16 protein-coding genes and 1 tRNA gene are annotated in these 16,829 nt (G+C 71.8%); 11 read left to right on the top strand and 6 right to left on the bottom strand.

Annotated elements, in window-relative coordinates; genetic code table 11:
• Positions 1–71: 71 nt before the first annotated feature.
• Together OG429_RS18185 and OG429_RS18180 are read left to right on the top strand one after the other, a co-directional pair.
• Entirely contained in the window at positions 72–1,310 is a 1,239-nt protein-coding gene (locus OG429_RS18185; RefSeq protein ID WP_328926370.1) for a sensor histidine kinase, read from the top strand.
• On the top strand, positions 1,307–1,987 hold the full coding sequence (locus tag OG429_RS18180) for a response regulator transcription factor (RefSeq protein WP_030387286.1): 681 nt from the start codon (positions 1,307–1,309) through the stop codon (positions 1,985–1,987). Before OG429_RS18185 ends, OG429_RS18180 begins: the two co-directional genes overlap by 4 nt.
• Positions 1,988–2,090: 103 nt before the next feature.
• Here OG429_RS18180 and OG429_RS18175 read toward each other — a convergent pair whose 3' ends face one another.
• Positions 2,091–2,777, bottom strand: coding sequence for a DUF461 domain-containing protein (locus OG429_RS18175; protein ID WP_328926369.1), 687 nt, complete (start codon positions 2,775–2,777; stop codon positions 2,091–2,093).
• 660 nt (positions 2,778–3,437) lie between these two features.
• Between OG429_RS18175 and OG429_RS18170 the strand changes: the two genes are divergently transcribed.
• From OG429_RS18170 to OG429_RS18145, 6 genes are all read left to right on the top strand, one after another.
• Positions 3,438–3,920, top strand: a complete 483-nt coding sequence (locus OG429_RS18170; RefSeq protein ID WP_003953493.1) for a CarD family transcriptional regulator — start codon at positions 3,438–3,440, stop codon at positions 3,918–3,920.
• Between the two features lie 208 nt (positions 3,921–4,128).
• Positions 4,129–4,884 carry a 2-C-methyl-D-erythritol 4-phosphate cytidylyltransferase gene (ispD, locus tag OG429_RS18165; RefSeq protein WP_328926368.1) on the top strand — a complete coding sequence of 252 codons (756 nt, stop codon included), beginning with the start codon at positions 4,129–4,131 and terminating at the stop codon, positions 4,882–4,884.
• Complete coding sequence (gene ispF, locus OG429_RS18160; protein ID WP_328926367.1) at positions 4,874–5,368, top strand: 2-C-methyl-D-erythritol 2,4-cyclodiphosphate synthase; 495 nt, start codon at positions 4,874–4,876, stop codon at positions 5,366–5,368. The genes ispD and ispF overlap by 11 nt, the downstream gene beginning before the upstream one ends.
• A 94-nt stretch (positions 5,369–5,462) precedes the next feature.
• Positions 5,463–6,863 carry a cysteine--tRNA ligase gene (gene cysS / locus OG429_RS18155; RefSeq protein WP_328926366.1) on the top strand — a complete coding sequence of 467 codons (1,401 nt, stop codon included), beginning with the start codon at positions 5,463–5,465 and terminating at the stop codon, positions 6,861–6,863.
• Between the two features lie 93 nt (positions 6,864–6,956).
• Complete coding sequence (gene rlmB, locus OG429_RS18150) at positions 6,957–7,928, top strand: 23S rRNA (guanosine(2251)-2'-O)-methyltransferase RlmB (RefSeq protein WP_328926365.1); 972 nt, start codon at positions 6,957–6,959, stop codon at positions 7,926–7,928.
• A 210-nt stretch (positions 7,929–8,138) separates the two neighbouring features.
• A complete protein-coding gene (locus tag OG429_RS18145; protein ID WP_328926364.1) occupies positions 8,139–9,653 on the top strand; it encodes a DoxX family protein in 1,515 nt (504 codons plus the stop codon).
• Positions 9,654–9,768: 115 nt separating this feature from the next.
• On the opposite strand, the gene OG429_RS18140 is transcribed toward OG429_RS18145, so the two are convergent.
• From OG429_RS18140 to OG429_RS18130, 3 genes are all read right to left on the bottom strand, one after another.
• Positions 9,769–10,572 carry a nucleotidyltransferase family protein gene (locus tag OG429_RS18140; RefSeq protein ID WP_328926363.1) on the bottom strand — a complete coding sequence of 268 codons (804 nt, stop codon included), beginning with the start codon at positions 10,570–10,572 and terminating at the stop codon, positions 9,769–9,771.
• A 26-nt stretch (positions 10,573–10,598) separates the two neighbouring features.
• Positions 10,599–11,012, bottom strand: a complete 414-nt coding sequence (locus tag OG429_RS18135; RefSeq protein ID WP_328926362.1) for a hypothetical protein — start codon at positions 11,010–11,012, stop codon at positions 10,599–10,601.
• A gap of 208 nt (positions 11,013–11,220) precedes the next feature.
• Positions 11,221–12,309: an ABC transporter ATP-binding protein gene (locus OG429_RS18130; RefSeq protein WP_328926361.1), complete on the bottom strand. Its 1,089-nt coding sequence runs from the start codon at positions 12,307–12,309 to the stop codon at positions 11,221–11,223.
• 320 nt (positions 12,310–12,629) lie between these two features.
• Here OG429_RS18130 and OG429_RS18125 point away from each other — a divergent pair.
• Positions 12,630–12,707, top strand: a tRNA-Thr gene (locus tag OG429_RS18125).
• An 85-nt stretch (positions 12,708–12,792) separates the two neighbouring features.
• On the opposite strand, the gene OG429_RS18120 is transcribed toward OG429_RS18125, so the two are convergent.
• Entirely contained in the window at positions 12,793–14,175 is a 1,383-nt protein-coding gene (locus OG429_RS18120) for an NAD(P)/FAD-dependent oxidoreductase (protein WP_328926360.1), read from the bottom strand.
• Positions 14,176–14,358: 183 nt separating this feature from the next.
• Here OG429_RS18120 and OG429_RS18115 point away from each other — a divergent pair, with 183 nt between their 5' ends.
• Both OG429_RS18115 and OG429_RS18110 read left to right on the top strand, forming a co-directional pair.
• Positions 14,359–15,300: an aminoglycoside phosphotransferase family protein gene (locus OG429_RS18115; protein ID WP_328926359.1), complete on the top strand. Its 942-nt coding sequence runs from the start codon at positions 14,359–14,361 to the stop codon at positions 15,298–15,300.
• Positions 15,297–15,788 carry a GNAT family N-acetyltransferase gene (locus OG429_RS18110; RefSeq protein WP_328926358.1) on the top strand — a complete coding sequence of 164 codons (492 nt, stop codon included), beginning with the start codon at positions 15,297–15,299 and terminating at the stop codon, positions 15,786–15,788. The genes OG429_RS18115 and OG429_RS18110 overlap by 4 nt, the downstream gene beginning before the upstream one ends.
• Here OG429_RS18110 and OG429_RS18105 read toward each other — a convergent pair.
• Entirely contained in the window at positions 15,785–16,777 is a 993-nt protein-coding gene (locus OG429_RS18105) for a zinc-binding dehydrogenase (protein WP_328930326.1), read from the bottom strand. The two genes, OG429_RS18110 and OG429_RS18105, sit on opposite strands and share 4 nt — an antisense overlap.
• Between the last annotated feature and the right edge of the window lie 52 nt (positions 16,778–16,829).

Genomic DNA, 16,829 nt, shown 5'->3' with positions numbered 1-16,829 from the left:
TGGGCGACGACTGTTCGAGGCGCCACCCGAACGGCTGTGGAAGTGTCGTCGCGCCTGCTTAACCTGGATCCATGGACGTGAACGCGGCGGTCGCCGCAGCTGCAGCGATCGCCGGTCTTTGCACCGGTGTGATCGCGATGCTGGCGTTCCGCTGGAGCGAGCGCGACCAGGCCCGCCCCACCCGGAGCTCCATGCGCCCCGACATCAACGCGGTGCTCCCGCCCGGCGTGGACACCGTCCTCTCCGTGCTCCGCTCCTCCGCCGTCGTACTGGACGAGGGCGACGCGGTGGTCAAGGCCAGCTCGGCGGCGTACGCCCTCGGGCTGGTGCGCGGCGGGAAACTCGCCGTGGAACCCATGCTCCACATGGCCCGTGACACCCGCCGCGACGGGGAGATACGCCAGGTCGAGCTGGACCTCCCCCGGCGCGGTACCGGCCGCGGCGAGGCCCTCGCCGTCTCGGCGCGCGTCGCCCCGCTCGGCTCCCGCCTGGTGCTCCTCCTGGTCGAGGACCTCACCGAGGCCCGCCGCATCGAGGCCGTACGCCGCGACTTCGTCGCCAATGTGTCGCACGAGCTGAAAACGCCGGTCGGCGCGATCTCCCTGCTGTCCGAGGCCGTCATGGACGCTTCGGACGACCCCGAAGCGGTCAGCCGTTTCGCGGGCCGCATGCAAATCGAGGCCACCCGTCTGATCAACCTCGTGCAGGAGCTCATCGACCTCTCCCGGGTACAGAACGACGACCCGCTGGAGGACGCCGAGCCCGTCCGCGTGGACACGCTGGTGGCCGAGGCCATAGACCGGTGCCGCCACACGGCGTCCTCCAAGCAGATCACGATGGCCGCGGGCGGCACCGCCGACCTGCGCGTCTGGGGCAACCGCGGACAGCTCGCCGCCGCCCTCGGAAATCTGGTCGAGAACGCCGTCAACTACAGCCCCGCCCGCACCCGCGTCGGCATAGCCGGACGCAGGGTGGCGGCACCTGGAGGAGACTTGATCGAGATCGCCGTGACCGACCAGGGCATCGGCATCCCGGAAAAGGACCGCGAGCGCATCTTCGAGCGCTTCTACCGCGTGGACCCGGCCCGCTCCCGTGCTACGGGAGGAACGGGCCTCGGCCTTGCGATCGTGAAGCACGTGGCTGCCTCGCACGGCGGGGAGGTGTCGGTGTGGAGCTCGGAGGGCCAGGGCTCCACGTTCACGCTGCGACTCCCCGAAGCGGCCGCGTCGGCCTCGGCGACGGCCTCCGCCTCCGCACCGCCCCTGCCTGAATCAGCAACAGCCATCCCTGCCCCGGAGGTCCTTCCGTGACCCGAGTGCTCGTCGTCGAGGATGAGGAATCCTTCAGCGACGCCCTGTCCTACATGCTCCGCAAGGAGGGCTTCGAGGTCGCGATCGCCGCGACCGGGCCCGACGGGCTCGACGAGTTCGAGCGCAACGGCGCCGACCTCGTCCTCCTCGACCTGATGCTCCCCGGGCTGCCCGGCACGGAGGTGTGCCGGCAGCTGCGCGGCCGCTCCAACGTCCCCGTGATCATGGTGACCGCCAAGGACAGCGAGATCGACAAGGTCGTCGGGCTGGAGATAGGAGCCGACGACTACGTCACCAAGCCCTTCTCCTCGCGGGAGCTGGTCGCCCGCATCCGCGCGGTCCTGCGCCGCCGCGGCGAGCCGGAGGAGGTCACCCCGGCGGCCCTGGAGGCGGGCCCCGTACGCATGGACGTCGACCGCCACGTGGTCACCGTCGCCGGCGGGAAGGTGGACCTCCCGCTGAAGGAGTTCGACCTGCTGGAGATGCTGCTGCGCAACGCGGGCCGCGTGCTGACCCGCATGCAGCTGATCGACCGGGTCTGGGGCGCCGACTACGTCGGTGACACCAAGACCCTCGACGTCCACGTCAAGCGCCTGCGCGCGAAGATCGAGCCGGACCCGGGCGCCCCGCGCTACCTGGTCACGGTGCGCGGCCTCGGCTACAAGTTCGAGCCGTAGGCCGAGCCGTCCGGCCGCACCGCGCTGCAAATGCGGGAAGGGCCCCGGTCGCCGATGCGACCGGGGCCCTTCCCGTGTGCGTACGCGTACGCCGCTACGTGACTCAGTGGCCCGCGCTGTGCGAGGCGGCGCCCGACGGCGTCGTGCCGGCGGCGCTGCCCGAGGGCGATCCGGACGGGCTGCCCGAGGCGGCACCGGTGGCGGCACCCGAGGGGCTGCCGGACGGGGTGCCCGAGGGGCTGCCCGACGGGGTGGAGCCGGCGGCCGGGGCCGGGGCCGCGGTGGGGCCGTAGGGCGCGTAGTAGCCGGTGGCCGGGACCACGAAGGCCTCCAGCGCGACGTCGCCGGTGCTGCTCAGCTGGAAGACGACACCCTGCACGTCGCCGTCCTTGGCGGCCTCGGAGCCGCCCTCGATGACGGCGGAGGCGTTGCCCTTGCCGCCCAGTACCACGGAGCCGCCGGCCGGCACGGTGACCTTGCCGGTGCCCTCGGCCGCCTTCAGCACGACCTTGCCCTTACCACCCGCGAGGGTGATGCCGTCGAGGGTCTGCTCCTTGGTGCCCGAGTTGAAGAGCGTCGCTGAGACGGCAGAGGGGCCCTTCTTGTCCTTCGCGCCCTGGCTGATGACCAGCGCGTTCTGGATCTTGATCTCGCCCTTGGTGACGGCGGCGTTGTCCGGCTTGATCTGGAGGGTCTGCGCGTCGTTGCCCGCACCGCATGCGGCCAGCGAGGCGATCGAGAACACGACGGCAGTGGCGGCGAGGGCGCCGCGTCGAAGGCTGCGGCTCACGGCGGCGGCAACTCCTTGGACGAACGGAAGGGGCGGGTGGGCTCTCGGAACGGCCGAGGTAAAGCCGCTCTAAGGGTGTGTCAGCGCGCTTAGGTTACCGAGCCGCCGCCCCGCCCCCGCACCCGACCCTCCGCAGTGCGCTGGCCGCTCCCGGCGGGGTGTCCCGCCCGCCCCGCGATCTTGCATTCCGGTGCCGTTACCCGTGCTGTTACCCGTGCTGTTCCTCGTACCGTTCCCGGTGCCGTTCCCCGGGCTCTTCGCCGCGCCGATCTTGCGGCGCGCGCATATCGTGCGACGGGCACCCCGTGATCAATTCCCGGATTCGCCCGAACGCCTCTTCGTGATCAATTGAGGATTGGGCCGGAACCCGCTGCGTGCGGGCGCCCGCCAGTCGAACGGAGTAGTTCGGTTTCCCGACCCCGAAACCGGCAAAACGGGACGTACGCCACAGTGGCCAGGGTGCCGGGCGGGTGTAGCGTGGCCCTTTCGCCTGGTCCGCACAGCACCCCCGACCTGCGAATACCCCCCTCCGGAAGCCTTCCGCAGCACGTTCGTGTCGCTGTTGTCAAGCCCCGAGATGTGCCCTGACCTGCGAAAACGCCATTCATAACAGTCAGTTCTCGTGTTACCCTGGATAGCCACGGAAGGGGTACCTGTCACATGACGTTCAAGGTTGGCGACACCGTGGTCTATCCCCATCACGGGGCCGCGCTGATCGAGGCCATTGAGACTCGTCAGATCAAAGGCGTGGACAAGACCTACTTGGTGCTCAAGGTCGCTCAGGGCGACCTGACGGTTCGTGTGCCTGCGGACAATGCGGAGTTCGTCGGCGTTCGCGACGTAGTCGGCCAGGACGGGCTGGACCGGGTCTTCGAGGTGCTCCGCGCACCGTATGCAGAAGAGCCGACGAACTGGTCCCGGCGCTACAAGGCAAATCTGGAGAAGCTCGCTTCTGGCGATGTCATCAAGGTCGCCGAAGTGGTGCGTGACCTGTGGCGTCGTGAGCGTGAGCGCGGGCTTTCCGCGGGTGAGAAGCGCATGCTCGCGAAGGCGCGTCAGATTCTGGTGAGCGAGCTCGCGCTCGCCGAGAACACGAACGAGGACAAGGCCGAGGCCCTCCTCGACGAGGTTCTCGCGTCCTGACGCGAGTTCCCGTTCATCGAAGTTCATCAAAACAGTGTGTACACAGTTGTGCCGTGGTGCCCGATGACGCTGCCTCTCCTTCACGAGGGGCTGTCGCCGGGCGCTGCGGCATGTCTGTTTCCATGATCTTCTTCACTGGCGTGCCGGGGGGTACCCCCAGGGCCATACCCATGTCGGCCGAAGTCACAAACCTGGCTCGGAGCTACTGATGTCTGACGAAACGCGCCCCCACCGCACCGCCGCCGTGATCCCGGCCGCCGGCCGCGGGGTACGCCTCGGCCCCGGCGCCCCCAAGGCCCTGCGGGCCATCGGCGGCACCCCCATGCTCATCCACGCCGTCCGCGCGATGGCCCGTTCCCGCGCGGTCTCCCTCGTGGTCGTCGTCGCCCCGTCCGACGGCGCCGCCGAGGTGCGGCTGCTGCTGGACGAGCACGCGCTGCCCGACCGCACCGAGATCCTGGTCGTCCCCGGCGGGGAGACCCGCCAGGAGTCCGTACGCGCCGGCCTGGACGCCCTTCCCCCGGACATCACCTCCGTACTCGTGCACGACGCGGCCCGCCCCCTGGTCCCCGTCGACACCGTGGACTCCGTCGTCGACGCCGTCCGCGACGGAGCCCCCGCCGTGGTCCCCGCCCTGCCGCTGGCCGACACGGTCAAGGAGGTCGAGCCCGGCAAGCCCGGTGACCCCGAGCCCGTCCTCGGCACTCCCGAGCGGGCCCGGCTGCGCGCCGTACAGACCCCGCAGGGCTTCGACCTCACCACCCTCCGGCGCGCGCACGACGAGTTCGCGGCGGGCACGGCCGACGGCGAGGGTGCCACCGACGACGCCGGCATGGTGGAGCGCCTCGGCGTCACCGTCGTGGTGATCCCCGGCCACGAAGAGGCCTTCAAGGTCACCCGCCCCCTCGACCTCGTCCTCGCCGAGGCCGTACTCGCCCGCAGGAGGGCCACCGATGCCTACTAGTCCCCTGATCCCGCTCGTCGGCATCGGCACCGACGTGCACGCCTTCGAGGCCGGACGCGAGCTGTGGTGCGCCGGGCTGCTGTGGGAGGGCGAGGACGGCCTGGCCGGACACTCCGACGGCGACGTCGCCGCGCACGCCGCCTGCGACGCCCTCTTCTCCGCCGCCGGCGTCGGGGACCTCGGCGCGCACTTCGGCACCTCCCGCCCCGAGTGGTCCGGCGCCGCCGGCGTCACCCTCCTGGCGGAGGCCGCCCGCATCGTCCGTGCCGAGGGCTTCGAGATCGGCAACATCGCCATCCAGGTGATCGGCGTACGCCCGAAGATCGGCAAACGGCGCGAAGAGGCGCAGAAGGCGCTCGCCGCCGCGGCGGGCGCCCCCGTCTCCGTCTCCGGCACCACCACCGACGGACTGGGCCTCACCGGCCGGGCCGAAGGGCTCGCCGCGATCGCCACAGCCCTCGTGTACCGGACGAACCAGGCCTGAAAACGCCCGGAGTCGGCACTTCTTCGGCAACAAAGGTGCCCCGGGGCCCCAAAGGGTCGCGGGGCACTGCTATACGCGCACTACCCTGGATGCCGTGACTATTCGCCTGTACGACACCAGCGCCCGGCAGATCCGCGACTTCACCCCGCTCACTCCGGGCTGCGTCTCGATCTACCTGTGCGGCGCCACGGTGCAGGCGGCCCCGCACATCGGGCACGTCAGGTCCTACCTGAACTTCGACATCATGCGCCGCTGGTTCACCTACCGCGGCCTCGACGTCACCTTCATCCGCAACGTCACCGACATCGACGACAAGATCATCAAGAAGGGCGTCGAACAGGGCCGCCCCTGGTGGTCCATCGGCTACGAGAACGAGCGCGCCTTCAACGACGGCTACGACGCGCTCGGCTGCCTCCCGCCCACCTACGAGCCGCGCGCCACCGGCCACGTGCCCGAGATGATCGAGATGATGCGCGGCCTCATCGAGCGCGGCCACGCGTACGAGGCGGACGGCAGCGTCTACTTCGACGTGCGTTCCTTCCCCGGCTACCTGGCGCTGTCCAAGCAGGACCTCGACGACCTGCGCCAGCCCGCCGAGGAGGGCATCACCGGCAAGCGCGATCCCCGCGACTTCGCCATGTGGAAGGCGTCCAAGCCCGGCGAGCCGGACTGGGAGACCCCGTGGGGCCGCGGCCGTCCCGGCTGGCACCTGGAGTGCTCCGCGATGGCGCACAAGTACCTCGGCAGCGCCTTCGACATCCACGGCGGCGGGCTGGACCTGATCTTCCCGCACCACGAGAACGAGATCGTGCAGGCCCAGGCCTTCGGCGACGCGTTCGCCCAGTACTGGGTCCACAACGCCTGGGTCACCATGTCCGGCGAGAAGATGTCCAAGTCCCTCGGGAACTCGGTCCTCGTCTCCGAGATGGTCAAGCAGTGGCGCCCGATCGTCCTGCGCTACTACCTCGGCACCCCGCACTACCGCTCGATGATCGAGTACAGCGAGGAGGCCCTGCGCGAGGCGGAGTCCGCCTTCGCCCGCATCGAGGGCTTCTACCAGCGCGTGATCGAGAAGGCCGGCGGGGCCGTCGAGCCCGCCGCCGAGGTCCCGCCCGCCTTCGCCGAGGTCATGGACGACGACTTCGGCGTCCCGCAGGCGCTCGCCATCGTCCACACCACCGTCCGCCAGGGCAACAGCGCGCTCGCCGCCGACGACAAGGACGCGGCCATCGCCCGGCTGTCCGAGGTGCGGGCCATGCTCATCGTCCTCGGCCTGGACCCGCTCGACCCGCACTGGGCCGGCGAGGCCGACCGCGGCGAGGACCTCCACGGCGCCGTGGACACCCTCGTGCGCCTCGTCCTGGAGCAGCGCGAGTCCGCCCGCGCCCGCAAGGACTGGGCGACGGCCGACGCCATCCGCGACCAGCTCCAGCAGTCCGGACTGGTCATCGAGGACAGCCCGACGGGTCCGCGCTGGACGCTCGGCCCCCGCTGAGCCCGCGCAGCTGACTTGGTGTGCCGCCCGGCGCTCCGGGCGGCACACTCTTCATACGTACATATCGCAGCATCAACGAAACAGGTAGAGGTCATGGCCGGGAACAGCCAGCGCAGGAACCGCCGCACGTCCAACAAGAAGGGCGCCACGGTCGGCAGCGGTGGCCAGCGGCGCAAGGGCCTGGAAGGCAAGGGCCCCACGCCCAAGGCCGAGGACCGCAAGAAGCACAAGGCGAACCGCATCGCCAACGCCATGGCCCGCCAGGCCGCCAAGCGCCGCCCCGCCCCCCGCCGCGGCGGCCCCAAGGGCACCAGCGAGATGGTCGTCGGCCGCAACCCGGTCTTCGAGGCGCTGCGCGACGGCGTTCCCGCCACCACCCTCTACGTCCAGCAGTTCATCGACAACGACGAGCGCGTCCGCGAGGCCCTCCAGCTCGCCGGCGAGCGCGGCAACATCAACCTGATGGAAGCCCCGCGCCCCGAGCTCGACCGCATGACCAACGGGCTCAACCACCAGGGCCTGGTCCTCCAGGTCCCGCCGTACGAGTACGCGCACCCCGAGGACCTCACGGCCGCCGCGTACGACAACGGCGACGAGCCGCTGATCGTCGCCCTCGACGGCGTCACCGACCCGCGCAACCTCGGCGCGATCGTCCGCTCCGTCTCCGCCTTCGGCGGCCACGGCGTGGTCATCCCCGAGCGCCGCGCCGCCGGCATGACCGCCGGCGCCTGGAAGACCTCGGCCGGCACCGCCGCCCGTACCCCGGTCTCCCGCGTCACCAACCTGACCCGCGCCCTCCAGGACTACAAGAAGGCCGGCATCACCGTCGTCGGCCTCGCCGCCGAGGGCACGCACGAGGTGCAGGACCTGGAGGTGCTGGGCGGCCCCGTCGTCATCGTCGTCGGCTCCGAGGGCAAGGGCCTCGGCCGCCTCGTCGGCGAGAACTGCGACTACCTCGTCCGCATCCCGATGCCGGGCGGTGCCGAGTCCCTCAACGCCGGTGTCGCCGCCGGCGTCGTGCTCTACGAGGCCGCGCGCCGCCGGGCGGGCCGCGGTCGCGTCTGACCGGCCCGGATCGGCCCGGATCGGCCCGGATCGGCCCGGATGGGTCTGACCGGCCCTGATCCGCGCGATCCGCTTGATCCACTTGGCTCACGAAAAGAGACCCGTGAGCGTGTCACCCCGCCCGTTATGGGCGGGGTGGCTTGATCTTGACGGGTCTCGGACACATCCCTGGTGTCAAGGCAGTGTCCTAAACACTGATCACTCGGTTAGATGAGTGTGGACACCAGAACGTCAGGGTTCGACGACCAGCCCGCGCTGAGCATGGTCAAGGTGCCGTGCGACCCCGCACAGGTCATCGTCAACCACGCCAGCTTCCGCGTGCGGCTCGCACCGAGCCCGAGCGCGCGTTCCAAGCCCGCGAACGCCCCCGGCCGGGCAGCCGTCCTGGGCGGCGCCGTGGTCGCCGCCGCCGGAGCCACCCGCCGCAGATCACCCGTGGTCTGGAGCGGCAGGTCGGAGGCGGGCGACTCCGCGGCCATGGGCGGACTCCTCCAGGCCGTTCGCGGCCACGACGAGTACGACGGCGTCGCCACCCAGGTCATCCCGCGCCTCGACCTGGCCCACGACCTCGCCGAGGACACGCTGGCCACGCCGACCGTCATCGGCCAGCGCACCTACGGGTACCCCGACGAGACGCGCCCGATGGCCCCCGTACGGGACCTGCCGTACGGCGATCCGCACGGCACCCGTCCCGGCGAGGACTCCCGGCGGCCCGGCCCCGGCCCCGGCCCCGACGCCCGTGCACAGGCCTCCTACTACCCGGGCCGCCGGATGAACCTCGGCGTCGTGCTGCTCCCGCTGCGCGTCTTCCTCGGCTTCATCTCGATCTACGCCGGCATGGGCAAGCTGTGCGACCCCGTCTACTTCGACGGCGGCGAACGCGGCTCCATGGTCACCTGGCTGCACACCCTCCACCCCTGGGCCCTGGCCGAACCGCTGCGCGACTTCGCGCTCGCGCACCCGGTCGGCGCCGGCCTCACGGTGGCGTTCCTCCAGGTCATCGTCGGCGTGCTGACCGTCTTCGGCCTGTGGCAGCGGTTCGCCGCCTGCTTCGGGGCGCTGCTCTCCGCCGCGCTGCTGATGACGGTGAGCTGGAAGACCGTCCCGGCCTACGACGCGCCGGACATCATCTACCTCGCCGCCTGGAGCCCCCTGATCATCGCGGGCGCGCCGGTCTACTCCCTCGACGGCCGCCTCGCCGGCGAAGCCTGGCGCACCCTCGGGCCGCGCTCAGAGGTCTGGCGGCTGCGTCGGCGCGTACTGCGCCGCGGAGCCGTCATGGCCACCGTCGTGTGCGGGCTCACCCTGCTCATCGGCTCGCTGCTCGGCGGCGCCGTCCGCTCCACGACCGTGGTCACCGTGCCCGGACCGGGCCAGGCCCCCAGCAACTACCTGCCGGGCCGCCCGCTGCCGAAGGCGCCGGCCAGGCAGCAGCCCAGCCAGCAGCCCACCCAACAGCCGTCGTCCAAGGAGCCGCAGCCCTCGGCCACCCCGTCCGAACCGGCCGCGAAGTCCGGCAAGACCGCTTCCGGCGCCCCCGCCCGTGAGACCGCCGGATCCCGCTCCGAGTCGCCCAGCGCGTCGAAGGGCACCACCAGCAGGCAGACCCCGCGCAGCACGCCGCGGCAGTCCAGCTCTCCGAAGGCGCCGGTCACTTCCTCGGGGTCCACGAGCGGTGGGTCCCCGACGAAGCAGCCCGGCCTCATCGGCGGAATCATCGGCTGAGCACCGGCTGACCACTTCTGGCAGCCTCGACGGACGGAGGGGCCCGGCACGCACGGCGTGCCGGGCCCCTCCGCGTGTGCCGTGCGACATGTGGCACGTGGGCCTGTGAAGGGCTTCAGGGGCCCGTCTGCGCCTCCAACTCCCGTGCGGCCTCGATCAGGTCCTTCGCCGTGTCGATCGCCCGCCAGTAGGCCCCCTGGGGCAGCGGGAAGCCCGCTAGCCGGCGCTCGCGCGCCAGCCGCGGGAACGTGGTCCGCTCGTGGTCCCCCAAGTCCGGGAGCAGCGCGGCGAATTCGGGCCCGAAGACGTACACGCCCGCATTGACCGGATAGGGCGACGGCGGAGCCTCGATGAAGTCCAGCACCTGCCCGAACTCGTTCGTCTCCACCACCCCCCACGGAATCCGCGGCCGGGCCAGCGCGAGCGTCGCCACCGCGCCGCGCTCCGCGTGGAACGCGGCCATCTCGCGCAGCGAGAAACGGGTCCAGATGTCCCCGTTCGTCGCGTACCAGGGCCGGTCCGGGTACGGGAGATGGCGCGCCGCGTACTTCAGGCCCCCGCCCCGCCCCAGCGGCTCCTCCTCCACCACCGTCGTCACGCGCAGCGGCAACACCGCCTCCGCCAGCCACTCCTGGAGCACACCGGCGAGATGTCCGCACGAGACCACGGCGTCCGTGACCCCCTCCGAGGCCAGCCAGGCCAGTTGGTGCCCGATGATCGGCACCCCCGTCCCCGGGATCTCGACCATCGGCTTGGGGCGGTCGTCCGTGTACGGCCGCAGCCGCGAACCCTGGCCGCCCGCCAGGACGACTGCCTGGGAGGGCGCTGCGGGGAACGCGGCTGCGGGAAAAGCGGAGCCGGTGGAGCGGGCGGAGCGGGCGGATCGGCGTGCGGGAGGCGCGGGTTCGGCGTCGGTCATGCCGGCCAGCGTAGGGACGCGGCGGCTCAGCCCATGGAGGCGACACCGGTCGCGTACGAGGTGTCGCACACGGGGCGGGAGAAGGACTGGGCCTTCGTCGGACCGTACGCGTCCACGGCCGCCCGTCCCAGCGCCCGCGCGATACCCACGCAGTGCGCGGCCAGCGACGGCCGCTTGTCCACCTCCTGCTGGAGGTGGGTCAGGACGTCACCCGGCTCCTGCCCCTGCTGGATCTCGCCGACGAGCTTGTCGCGCAGCAGGTCCTGCGCCGCGCGCGGCTTCGCGGGGACGGAGACGTCCTCGGCGGCGGCGGTGAGGATCTGGGAGGACGAAGTGTCCGCCCAGGGAACCATCGTGACCGCGAGGGTCCCGGACAGGACCAGGACGACGGGCAGGACCAGGGCGAGGGAACGGCCGATACGGCGGGCAGTGTGGGTCACGAAGGCGAGAGTAGCGCTCGGTGAAGAACGGGCGACATTTAGTCACCCTGACGGGGGATGGTTCGACGTGGCTTTTCGAATTGAGGGTTGACGGGTGGGGCCGAATGGCCCGGTCTGCCGGGGTTCCGGCACGGCGGCGGCGCGACACGGAAAGGGGCGTCCCGTCCAACGGAACGCCCCTTCCCGCCGTTTCACCGTCCGGGCGGTGTCAGCCGGAGAGCCGCTCGCCGGAGGAGGTCGAGAACACGTGGATCTCGCCGGCCCGCGGCACCACGTGCAGGCTCGAACCCTTCTCGGGCACCTGGCGGCCGCCCACCCGGACCACGAGGTCCTGCGAACCCGCGGCCGAGGCCGTCGATCCGTACACGTAGCCGTCGGCGCCGAGCTCCTCGACCACGTTCACGACGATCGTCAGACCGCCGGACTCGGCGATGTCGAAGTGCTCCGGGCGCACGCCCACCGTGACGGTACGGTCGCCCGCGTCGGCCGCGGCCGACAGCGCCTCGCGCGACACCGGGACCACGCTGTCGCCGAACTTCACACCGCCGTCGGTGATCGGGACCTCGACCAGGTTCATGGCCGGGGAGCCGATGAAGCCCGCGACGAAGAGGTTCGCCGGGCGGTCGTACATGTTGCGCGGGGTGTCGACCTGCTGGAGCAGCCCGTCCTTGAGCACGGCCACGCGGTCGCCCATGGTCATGGCCTCGACCTGGTCGTGGGTGACGTAGACGGTGGTGATGCCGAGGTCGCGCTGGAGCGCCGCGATCTGCGTACGGGTGGAGACGCGGAGCTTGGCGTCGAGGTTCGACAGCGGCTCGTCCATGAGGAACACCTGCGGCTTGCGCACGATGGCGCGGCCCATGGCGACGCGCTGGCGCTGGCCGCCGGACAGTGCCTTCGGCTTGCGGTCGAGGTACTGGGTGAGGTCCAGCATCTTCGCCGCGTCCTCCACCTTCTTGCGAATGGTGGCCTTGTCCTCGCCTGCGATCTTGAGCGCGAAGCCCATGTTGTCGGCGACGGACATGTGCGGGTAGAGCGCGTAGTTCTGGAACACCATCGCGATGTCCCGGTCCTTGGGCGGCAGGTGCGTGACGTCGCGGTCGCCGATGCGGATGGCGCCGCCGTTGACGTCCTCCAGGCCGGCGAGCATGCGCAGCGAGGTGGACTTGCCGCAGCCGGACGGACCGACGAGGACGAGGAACTCGCCGTCCTCGATCTCCAGCTCCAGCTGGTCGACGGCGGGCTTGTCGCCGCCGGGGTACAGCCGGGTCGCCTTGTCGAAAGTGACAGAAGCCATGAGTGATGAATCCCTTCTACCGGCAGGAACGTGCCGGACGATCCGAGTGGAAGGTCTAGTCCAGCCAACTGGACTCCGCTCGACGCTACCCGTCGCGACGCCTCCTGTCAGCACCCCAGGGCTCCCGATTTGTCGGACCGGGCGCGGTGGGGGCCGGGTGCCCGGCGGGTTTCCGAGCCGCTACGGCGGTACACCAGTCCGTCCGGCGAACGTGCGCGTGGGTGGTTCCGGGTGCGTCTTCAATGCGATGGCTTGGGGAATCGGGCCCTGTGTAGAGTGATGGCGGCTCCGCTCGCGGTGGGTTCGCGGGTGGGTGTCGTGCCTCCTTAGCTCAGTCCGGCCAGAGCAACGCACTTGTAATGCGTAGGTCGTCGGTTCGAATCCGACAGGGGGCTCCATCCCAGCTCAGCGGCTTGACGGCCAAGGGGATCCGTGCGGAAGGGGAAGGCCCCGGGTGATCACCCGGGGCCTTTTTCCATGGGGTCAGTGGCGGCCCGAGACGCGGTCCGCCAGGCGGGCCAGGGGCGTTGTCGCCGGGCGGTGGGTGAGGGTTTCGCGGCGGTCCGCCTCGCGGTAGGCGGCATAGAGGGCGTGGACGCCGAGCCAGCGGAAGGGCTCCGGCTCCCAGCGGCGGACGCGGTGGCCCACCCACGGGAGGGTGGTCAGGTCCGTGGAGTCGCCGAGGACCAGGTCGCGCAGGGTCCGGCCGGCGAGGTTGGTGGTGGCCACGCCCGAGCCGACGTAGCCGCCCGCCCAGCCCAGGCCCGAGGTGGCGTCCAGGGTGACGGTGGCGCACCAGTCGCGCGGGACGCCGAGGACGCCCGACCACGCGTGGGTGATCTCCGTTCCGGTGAGGGCCGGGAAGAAGGAGAAGAGGAGGTCGCGCAGGGAGTCGATGGTGGCCGGCTGGGTGCGGCCGTCATTGTCCGTGCGGGAGCCGAAGCGGTACGGGACCCCGCGGCCGCCGATCGCGATGCGGCCGTCGGCGGTGCGCTGGGCGTACATGTAGGCGTGGGCCATGTCGCCCAGGAGTGACGCGTCCGACCAGGACAGCTGCTTCCAGGTCGACTCCGGGATCGGGGCCGTCACGATCATCGAGGAGTTCATCGGGAGCCACGAGCGCTTCTGGCCCTTGAGGGCGGCGGTGAACCCCTCCGTGCAGCGCAGGACGTACGGGGCGCGGACCGTGCCGTACGGGGTGACCGCCTTCCGGGGGGAGATGTCCGTGACCGGGGTGGATTCGTGGATCACCACGCCCATGCGTTCGCAGGCCGCGGCCAGGCCCTTGACCAGCTTCAGGGGGTGGATGCGGGTGCCGTGCGGGGTCCAGGTGGAGCCGACGGCGTCGGCGATGTCGATGCGGGCGCGGGTGTCGGTGGCGTCGTAGAGCTCGCGGTCGGTCTCGCCGAAGGAGAGTTCGGCGTCGTGGAACGCCTTGAGGCGGGTGAGCTGGGCGGGGGTGCGGGCGACTTCGAGGACGCCGCCGCGGTGGATGTCGGCGTCGATGCCTTCCTTGGCGGCGACGTCGATGACCTCGGTGACGGTCTCGTTCATGGCGCGCTGGAGGCGGAGGGCGGCCTGGTGGCCGTGGAGCGTGGCGTAGCGGTCGCGGCCGGCGATGCCGTTGTAGAGCCAGCCGCCGTTGCGGCCGGAGGCCCCGTAGCCGCAGAACTTCTGCTCCAGGACGGTGACGCGGAGGTCGGGCGCGGATGCCTTGAGGTAGTAGGCGGTCCACAGGCCGGTGTAGCCGCCGCCCACGATGACGACGTCGGCCGTGGCATCGGCGGTGAGGGGTGCGCGGGGTGGGGCGGCCGGGGTGGTGTGGTCGGTCGCGTACCAGAAGGAAATGCCGCCGTTGATCGTCATGGGGGAGTTGCTACACCCCGTTTCGGACGGGTGTCCAGGGACTGGTTGTCGTGCTTCGGGGCGTGTTTCCAGGCCGGATGGTCGATGTGGGAGGGGTGGCGGGGGCCGTAGGGTGGTGGGGGGTTTGCTGCGTTTTGGATGAGGGTTTCGGTTCGTGGCCGACATACGTGGGGCAGGGCGGACATGGCGGACGTGGTGGAGGTTCCGGAGGCCCTGGCCGATGCGCAGGCCAGGTTCAACGGGGCGGCGGGGCGGGAGTTCATCGCCGGGTTGCCCGCGCTGGCGGGCCGGTTCCTGGAGCGGTGGGAGCTGCGGCGCACGGGGCCGGGGATGCACGGGGTGACGGCTCTGGTGCTGCCGGTGGAGCGCCCGGACGGCACGCCGGCCGCGCTGAAGCTGCAACTGGTCGACGAGGAGAGCGCGGGGGAGCCGGTCGCGCTGCGCGCGTGGGGCGGGGCGGGCGCCGTACGGCTGCTGGAGCACGACGAGGCGACCGGGGCGATGCTGCTGGAGCGGCTCGACGAGGGGCGGCACCTGTCGGCGGTCGCGGAGCGGGATTCCCGGCGGGCGGTCCACGTGGTCGCGGAGCTGCTGGCCCGGCTGACGGCGGTGCCGGCCCCGGTGGGGCTGCGCGGGCTCGGCGCGATGGCCGCCGGGATGCTGGAGGCGGTGCCGGGGGCGCTGGCGCGGCTGGAGGACGTACGGGACCGCCGGGTGGTGCGGGACTGCGCGGCGGCGGTGGCCGAGGTGGTGGGGGAGCCCGGGGACCGGTTGCTGCACTGGGACCTGCACTACGACAACGTGCTGGGCGGCGCCGACGGCGGCGGTCGGGGGGCGTGGCTGGCGATCGATCCGAAGCCGCTGGCCGGGGACCCGGGCTTCGATCTGCTGCCGGCCATCGCCAACAACTTCGCGGTGGACGAGGTGCGGTGGCGGTTCGACCTGATGACGGAGGTGCTGGGCCTGGACCGTGAGCGGGCGCGGGCGTGGACCCTGGGGCGGGTGCTGCAGAACTGCCTGTGGGACGTAGCGGACGGGGAGTTGCGGCTCCAGGAGGAGCAACTGACCATGGCCGAGGTGCTGCTGGGGCGGGGTGCGGCGGCCGGCTCTAGGGTGCTGGGATGATTCGTAGCGCTCAAGTCACCGATGTTCCCGCCATTCGCGCGATGATCCGTGAGCTCGCGGAGTACGAGAAGGTGCCGCACGAGGCGCGGGCGACCGAGGAGCAACTACGCGAGGCGCTGTTCGGGGAGCGGCCCGCGGCGTTCGCGCACGTCGCCGAGTCGCCCGAGGGGGAGGTCGTCGGATTCTCGGTGTGGTTCCTCAGCTTCTCGACGTGGCGCGGCGTGCACGGGATCTATCTGGAGGACCTGTACGTGCGGCCGGGCGCGCGCGGAGGCGGTTACGGGAAGGCGCTGCTGCGGGAGTTGGCGCGGATCTGCGTGGAGCGCGGCTACGGGCGCCTGGAGTGGTCGGTGCTGGACTGGAACGCGCCGACGATCGCGTTCTACGAGGCCTTGGGTGCGCGGCCGCAGGACGAGTGGTCGGTGTACCGGTTGACGGACGGGCCGCTGGCCGAGCTGGGCGCGGGCGGCCGACAGGGCACTTCCTAGGGCTCCAGGACCACCTTCCCGGTCGTGGCGCGGGTCTGAAGGGCGCGGTGGGCGGACGCGGCCTCGGCGAGGGGGTGGCGCTGGACGGCCGGGCGCAGGCGGCCGGCGGCGGCTTCGGCGAGGGCGCGGGTCTCCAGGACACGCAGCGGGTCGGGGGCGCCGACGGCCTGGAGCATGGCGGGGCCCAGCACGTTTCGGGTGGTGATGCCGCGGGCGGTGAGGTCGGCGCGTTCGGCGTCGGTGAGGGTGAGCGGGCCGGCGGACCAGCCGAAGACGAGGTGGCGGGCGCGGGGGGCGAGGAGGCCGAGGGCGGCGCGGGCGGTGGCGCCGCCGACGGAGTCGAAGAGCACGGTGGCGCCGCCGGGCGCGTGGGCGCGTACGGCGTCGGGCCAGTCGGGGGCGGTGTAGTCGACGGCGAGGTGGGCGCCGTTGGCGGCGGCGAGGGCGGTTTTGGCGGGGCCTCCGGCGAGGGCGATGACGGTGGCTCCGGCGTTCCTCGCGTACTGGACGAGCAGGGTGCCGATGCCGCCGGCGGCGGCGGGGATCAGGGCGGTGGAGTCCGGGCCGAGTCCGGCGAACTGGAGGATTCCGAGCGTGGTGCGGCCCGTGCCGATCATGGCGACGGCCTCGGCGGGGCCGAGGCCGGGCGGGACGGGGTGCAGGCGGTCGGCGTCGGCGACGGCGTACTCGGCGTAGCCGCCGGGAGCGAAGCCGAGGTGGACGACGACGCTGCGGCCGAGCCACGAGGGGTCGGTGCCGGGGCCGAGGGCGTCGACGGTGCCGGCGACCTCGCGGCCGGGGACCGTGGGCAGTTCGGGGAGGGCGGGGGCGGGGCCCTGGATGCCCTGGCGGAGGGTGGTGTCGAGGAGGTGGACGCCGGCGGCGGCCACGGCGATGCGGACCTGGCCGGGGGCCGCGACGGGGGTGGGGACGGCCTCGTACGTGAGGTTCTCGGCGGGGCCGAAGGCGTGCAGGCGGATGGCGTTCATGGTGCCCGTGGTGTCCATGGCGCAAGCCTTGGACCTCGACCGCGGTTGAGGT

The organism is Streptomyces sp. NBC_00190 (assembly GCF_036203305.1).
In the GTDB taxonomy this organism is placed as follows: Bacteria; Actinomycetota; Actinomycetes; order Streptomycetales; family Streptomycetaceae; genus Streptomyces.
Note: the sequence above shows the minus strand (reverse complement) of the source record. Positions and strands in the feature narration are given on the sequence as shown.

Bases quoted from the DNA above. Each gene is read 5' to 3' on its own strand.
- OG429_RS18185 (WP_328926370.1), top strand. From the start codon at position 72: ATGGACGTGAACGCGGCGGTCGCCGCAGCTGCAGCGATCGCCGGTCTT.
- OG429_RS18170 (WP_003953493.1), top strand. From the start codon at position 3,438: ATGACGTTCAAGGTTGGCGACACCGTGGTCTATCCCCATCACGGGGCC.
- ispD (WP_328926368.1), top strand. From the start codon at position 4,129: ATGTCTGACGAAACGCGCCCCCACCGCACCGCCGCCGTGATCCCGGCC.
- ispF (WP_328926367.1), top strand. From the start codon at position 4,874: ATGCCTACTAGTCCCCTGATCCCGCTCGTCGGCATCGGCACCGACGTG.
- rlmB (WP_328926365.1), top strand. From the start codon at position 6,957: ATGGCCGGGAACAGCCAGCGCAGGAACCGCCGCACGTCCAACAAGAAG.
- OG429_RS18145 (WP_328926364.1), top strand. From the start codon at position 8,139: ATGAGTGTGGACACCAGAACGTCAGGGTTCGACGACCAGCCCGCGCTG.
- OG429_RS18140 (WP_328926363.1), bottom strand. From the start codon at position 10,572: ATGACCGACGCCGAACCCGCGCCTCCCGCACGCCGATCCGCCCGCTCC.
- OG429_RS18130 (WP_328926361.1), bottom strand. From the start codon at position 12,309: ATGGCTTCTGTCACTTTCGACAAGGCGACCCGGCTGTACCCCGGCGGC.
- OG429_RS18120 (WP_328926360.1), bottom strand. From the start codon at position 14,175: ATGACGATCAACGGCGGCATTTCCTTCTGGTACGCGACCGACCACACC.
- OG429_RS18115 (WP_328926359.1), top strand. From the start codon at position 14,359: ATGGCGGACGTGGTGGAGGTTCCGGAGGCCCTGGCCGATGCGCAGGCC.
- OG429_RS18110 (WP_328926358.1), top strand. From the start codon at position 15,297: ATGATTCGTAGCGCTCAAGTCACCGATGTTCCCGCCATTCGCGCGATG.
- OG429_RS18105 (WP_328930326.1), bottom strand. From the start codon at position 16,777: ATGAACGCCATCCGCCTGCACGCCTTCGGCCCCGCCGAGAACCTCACG.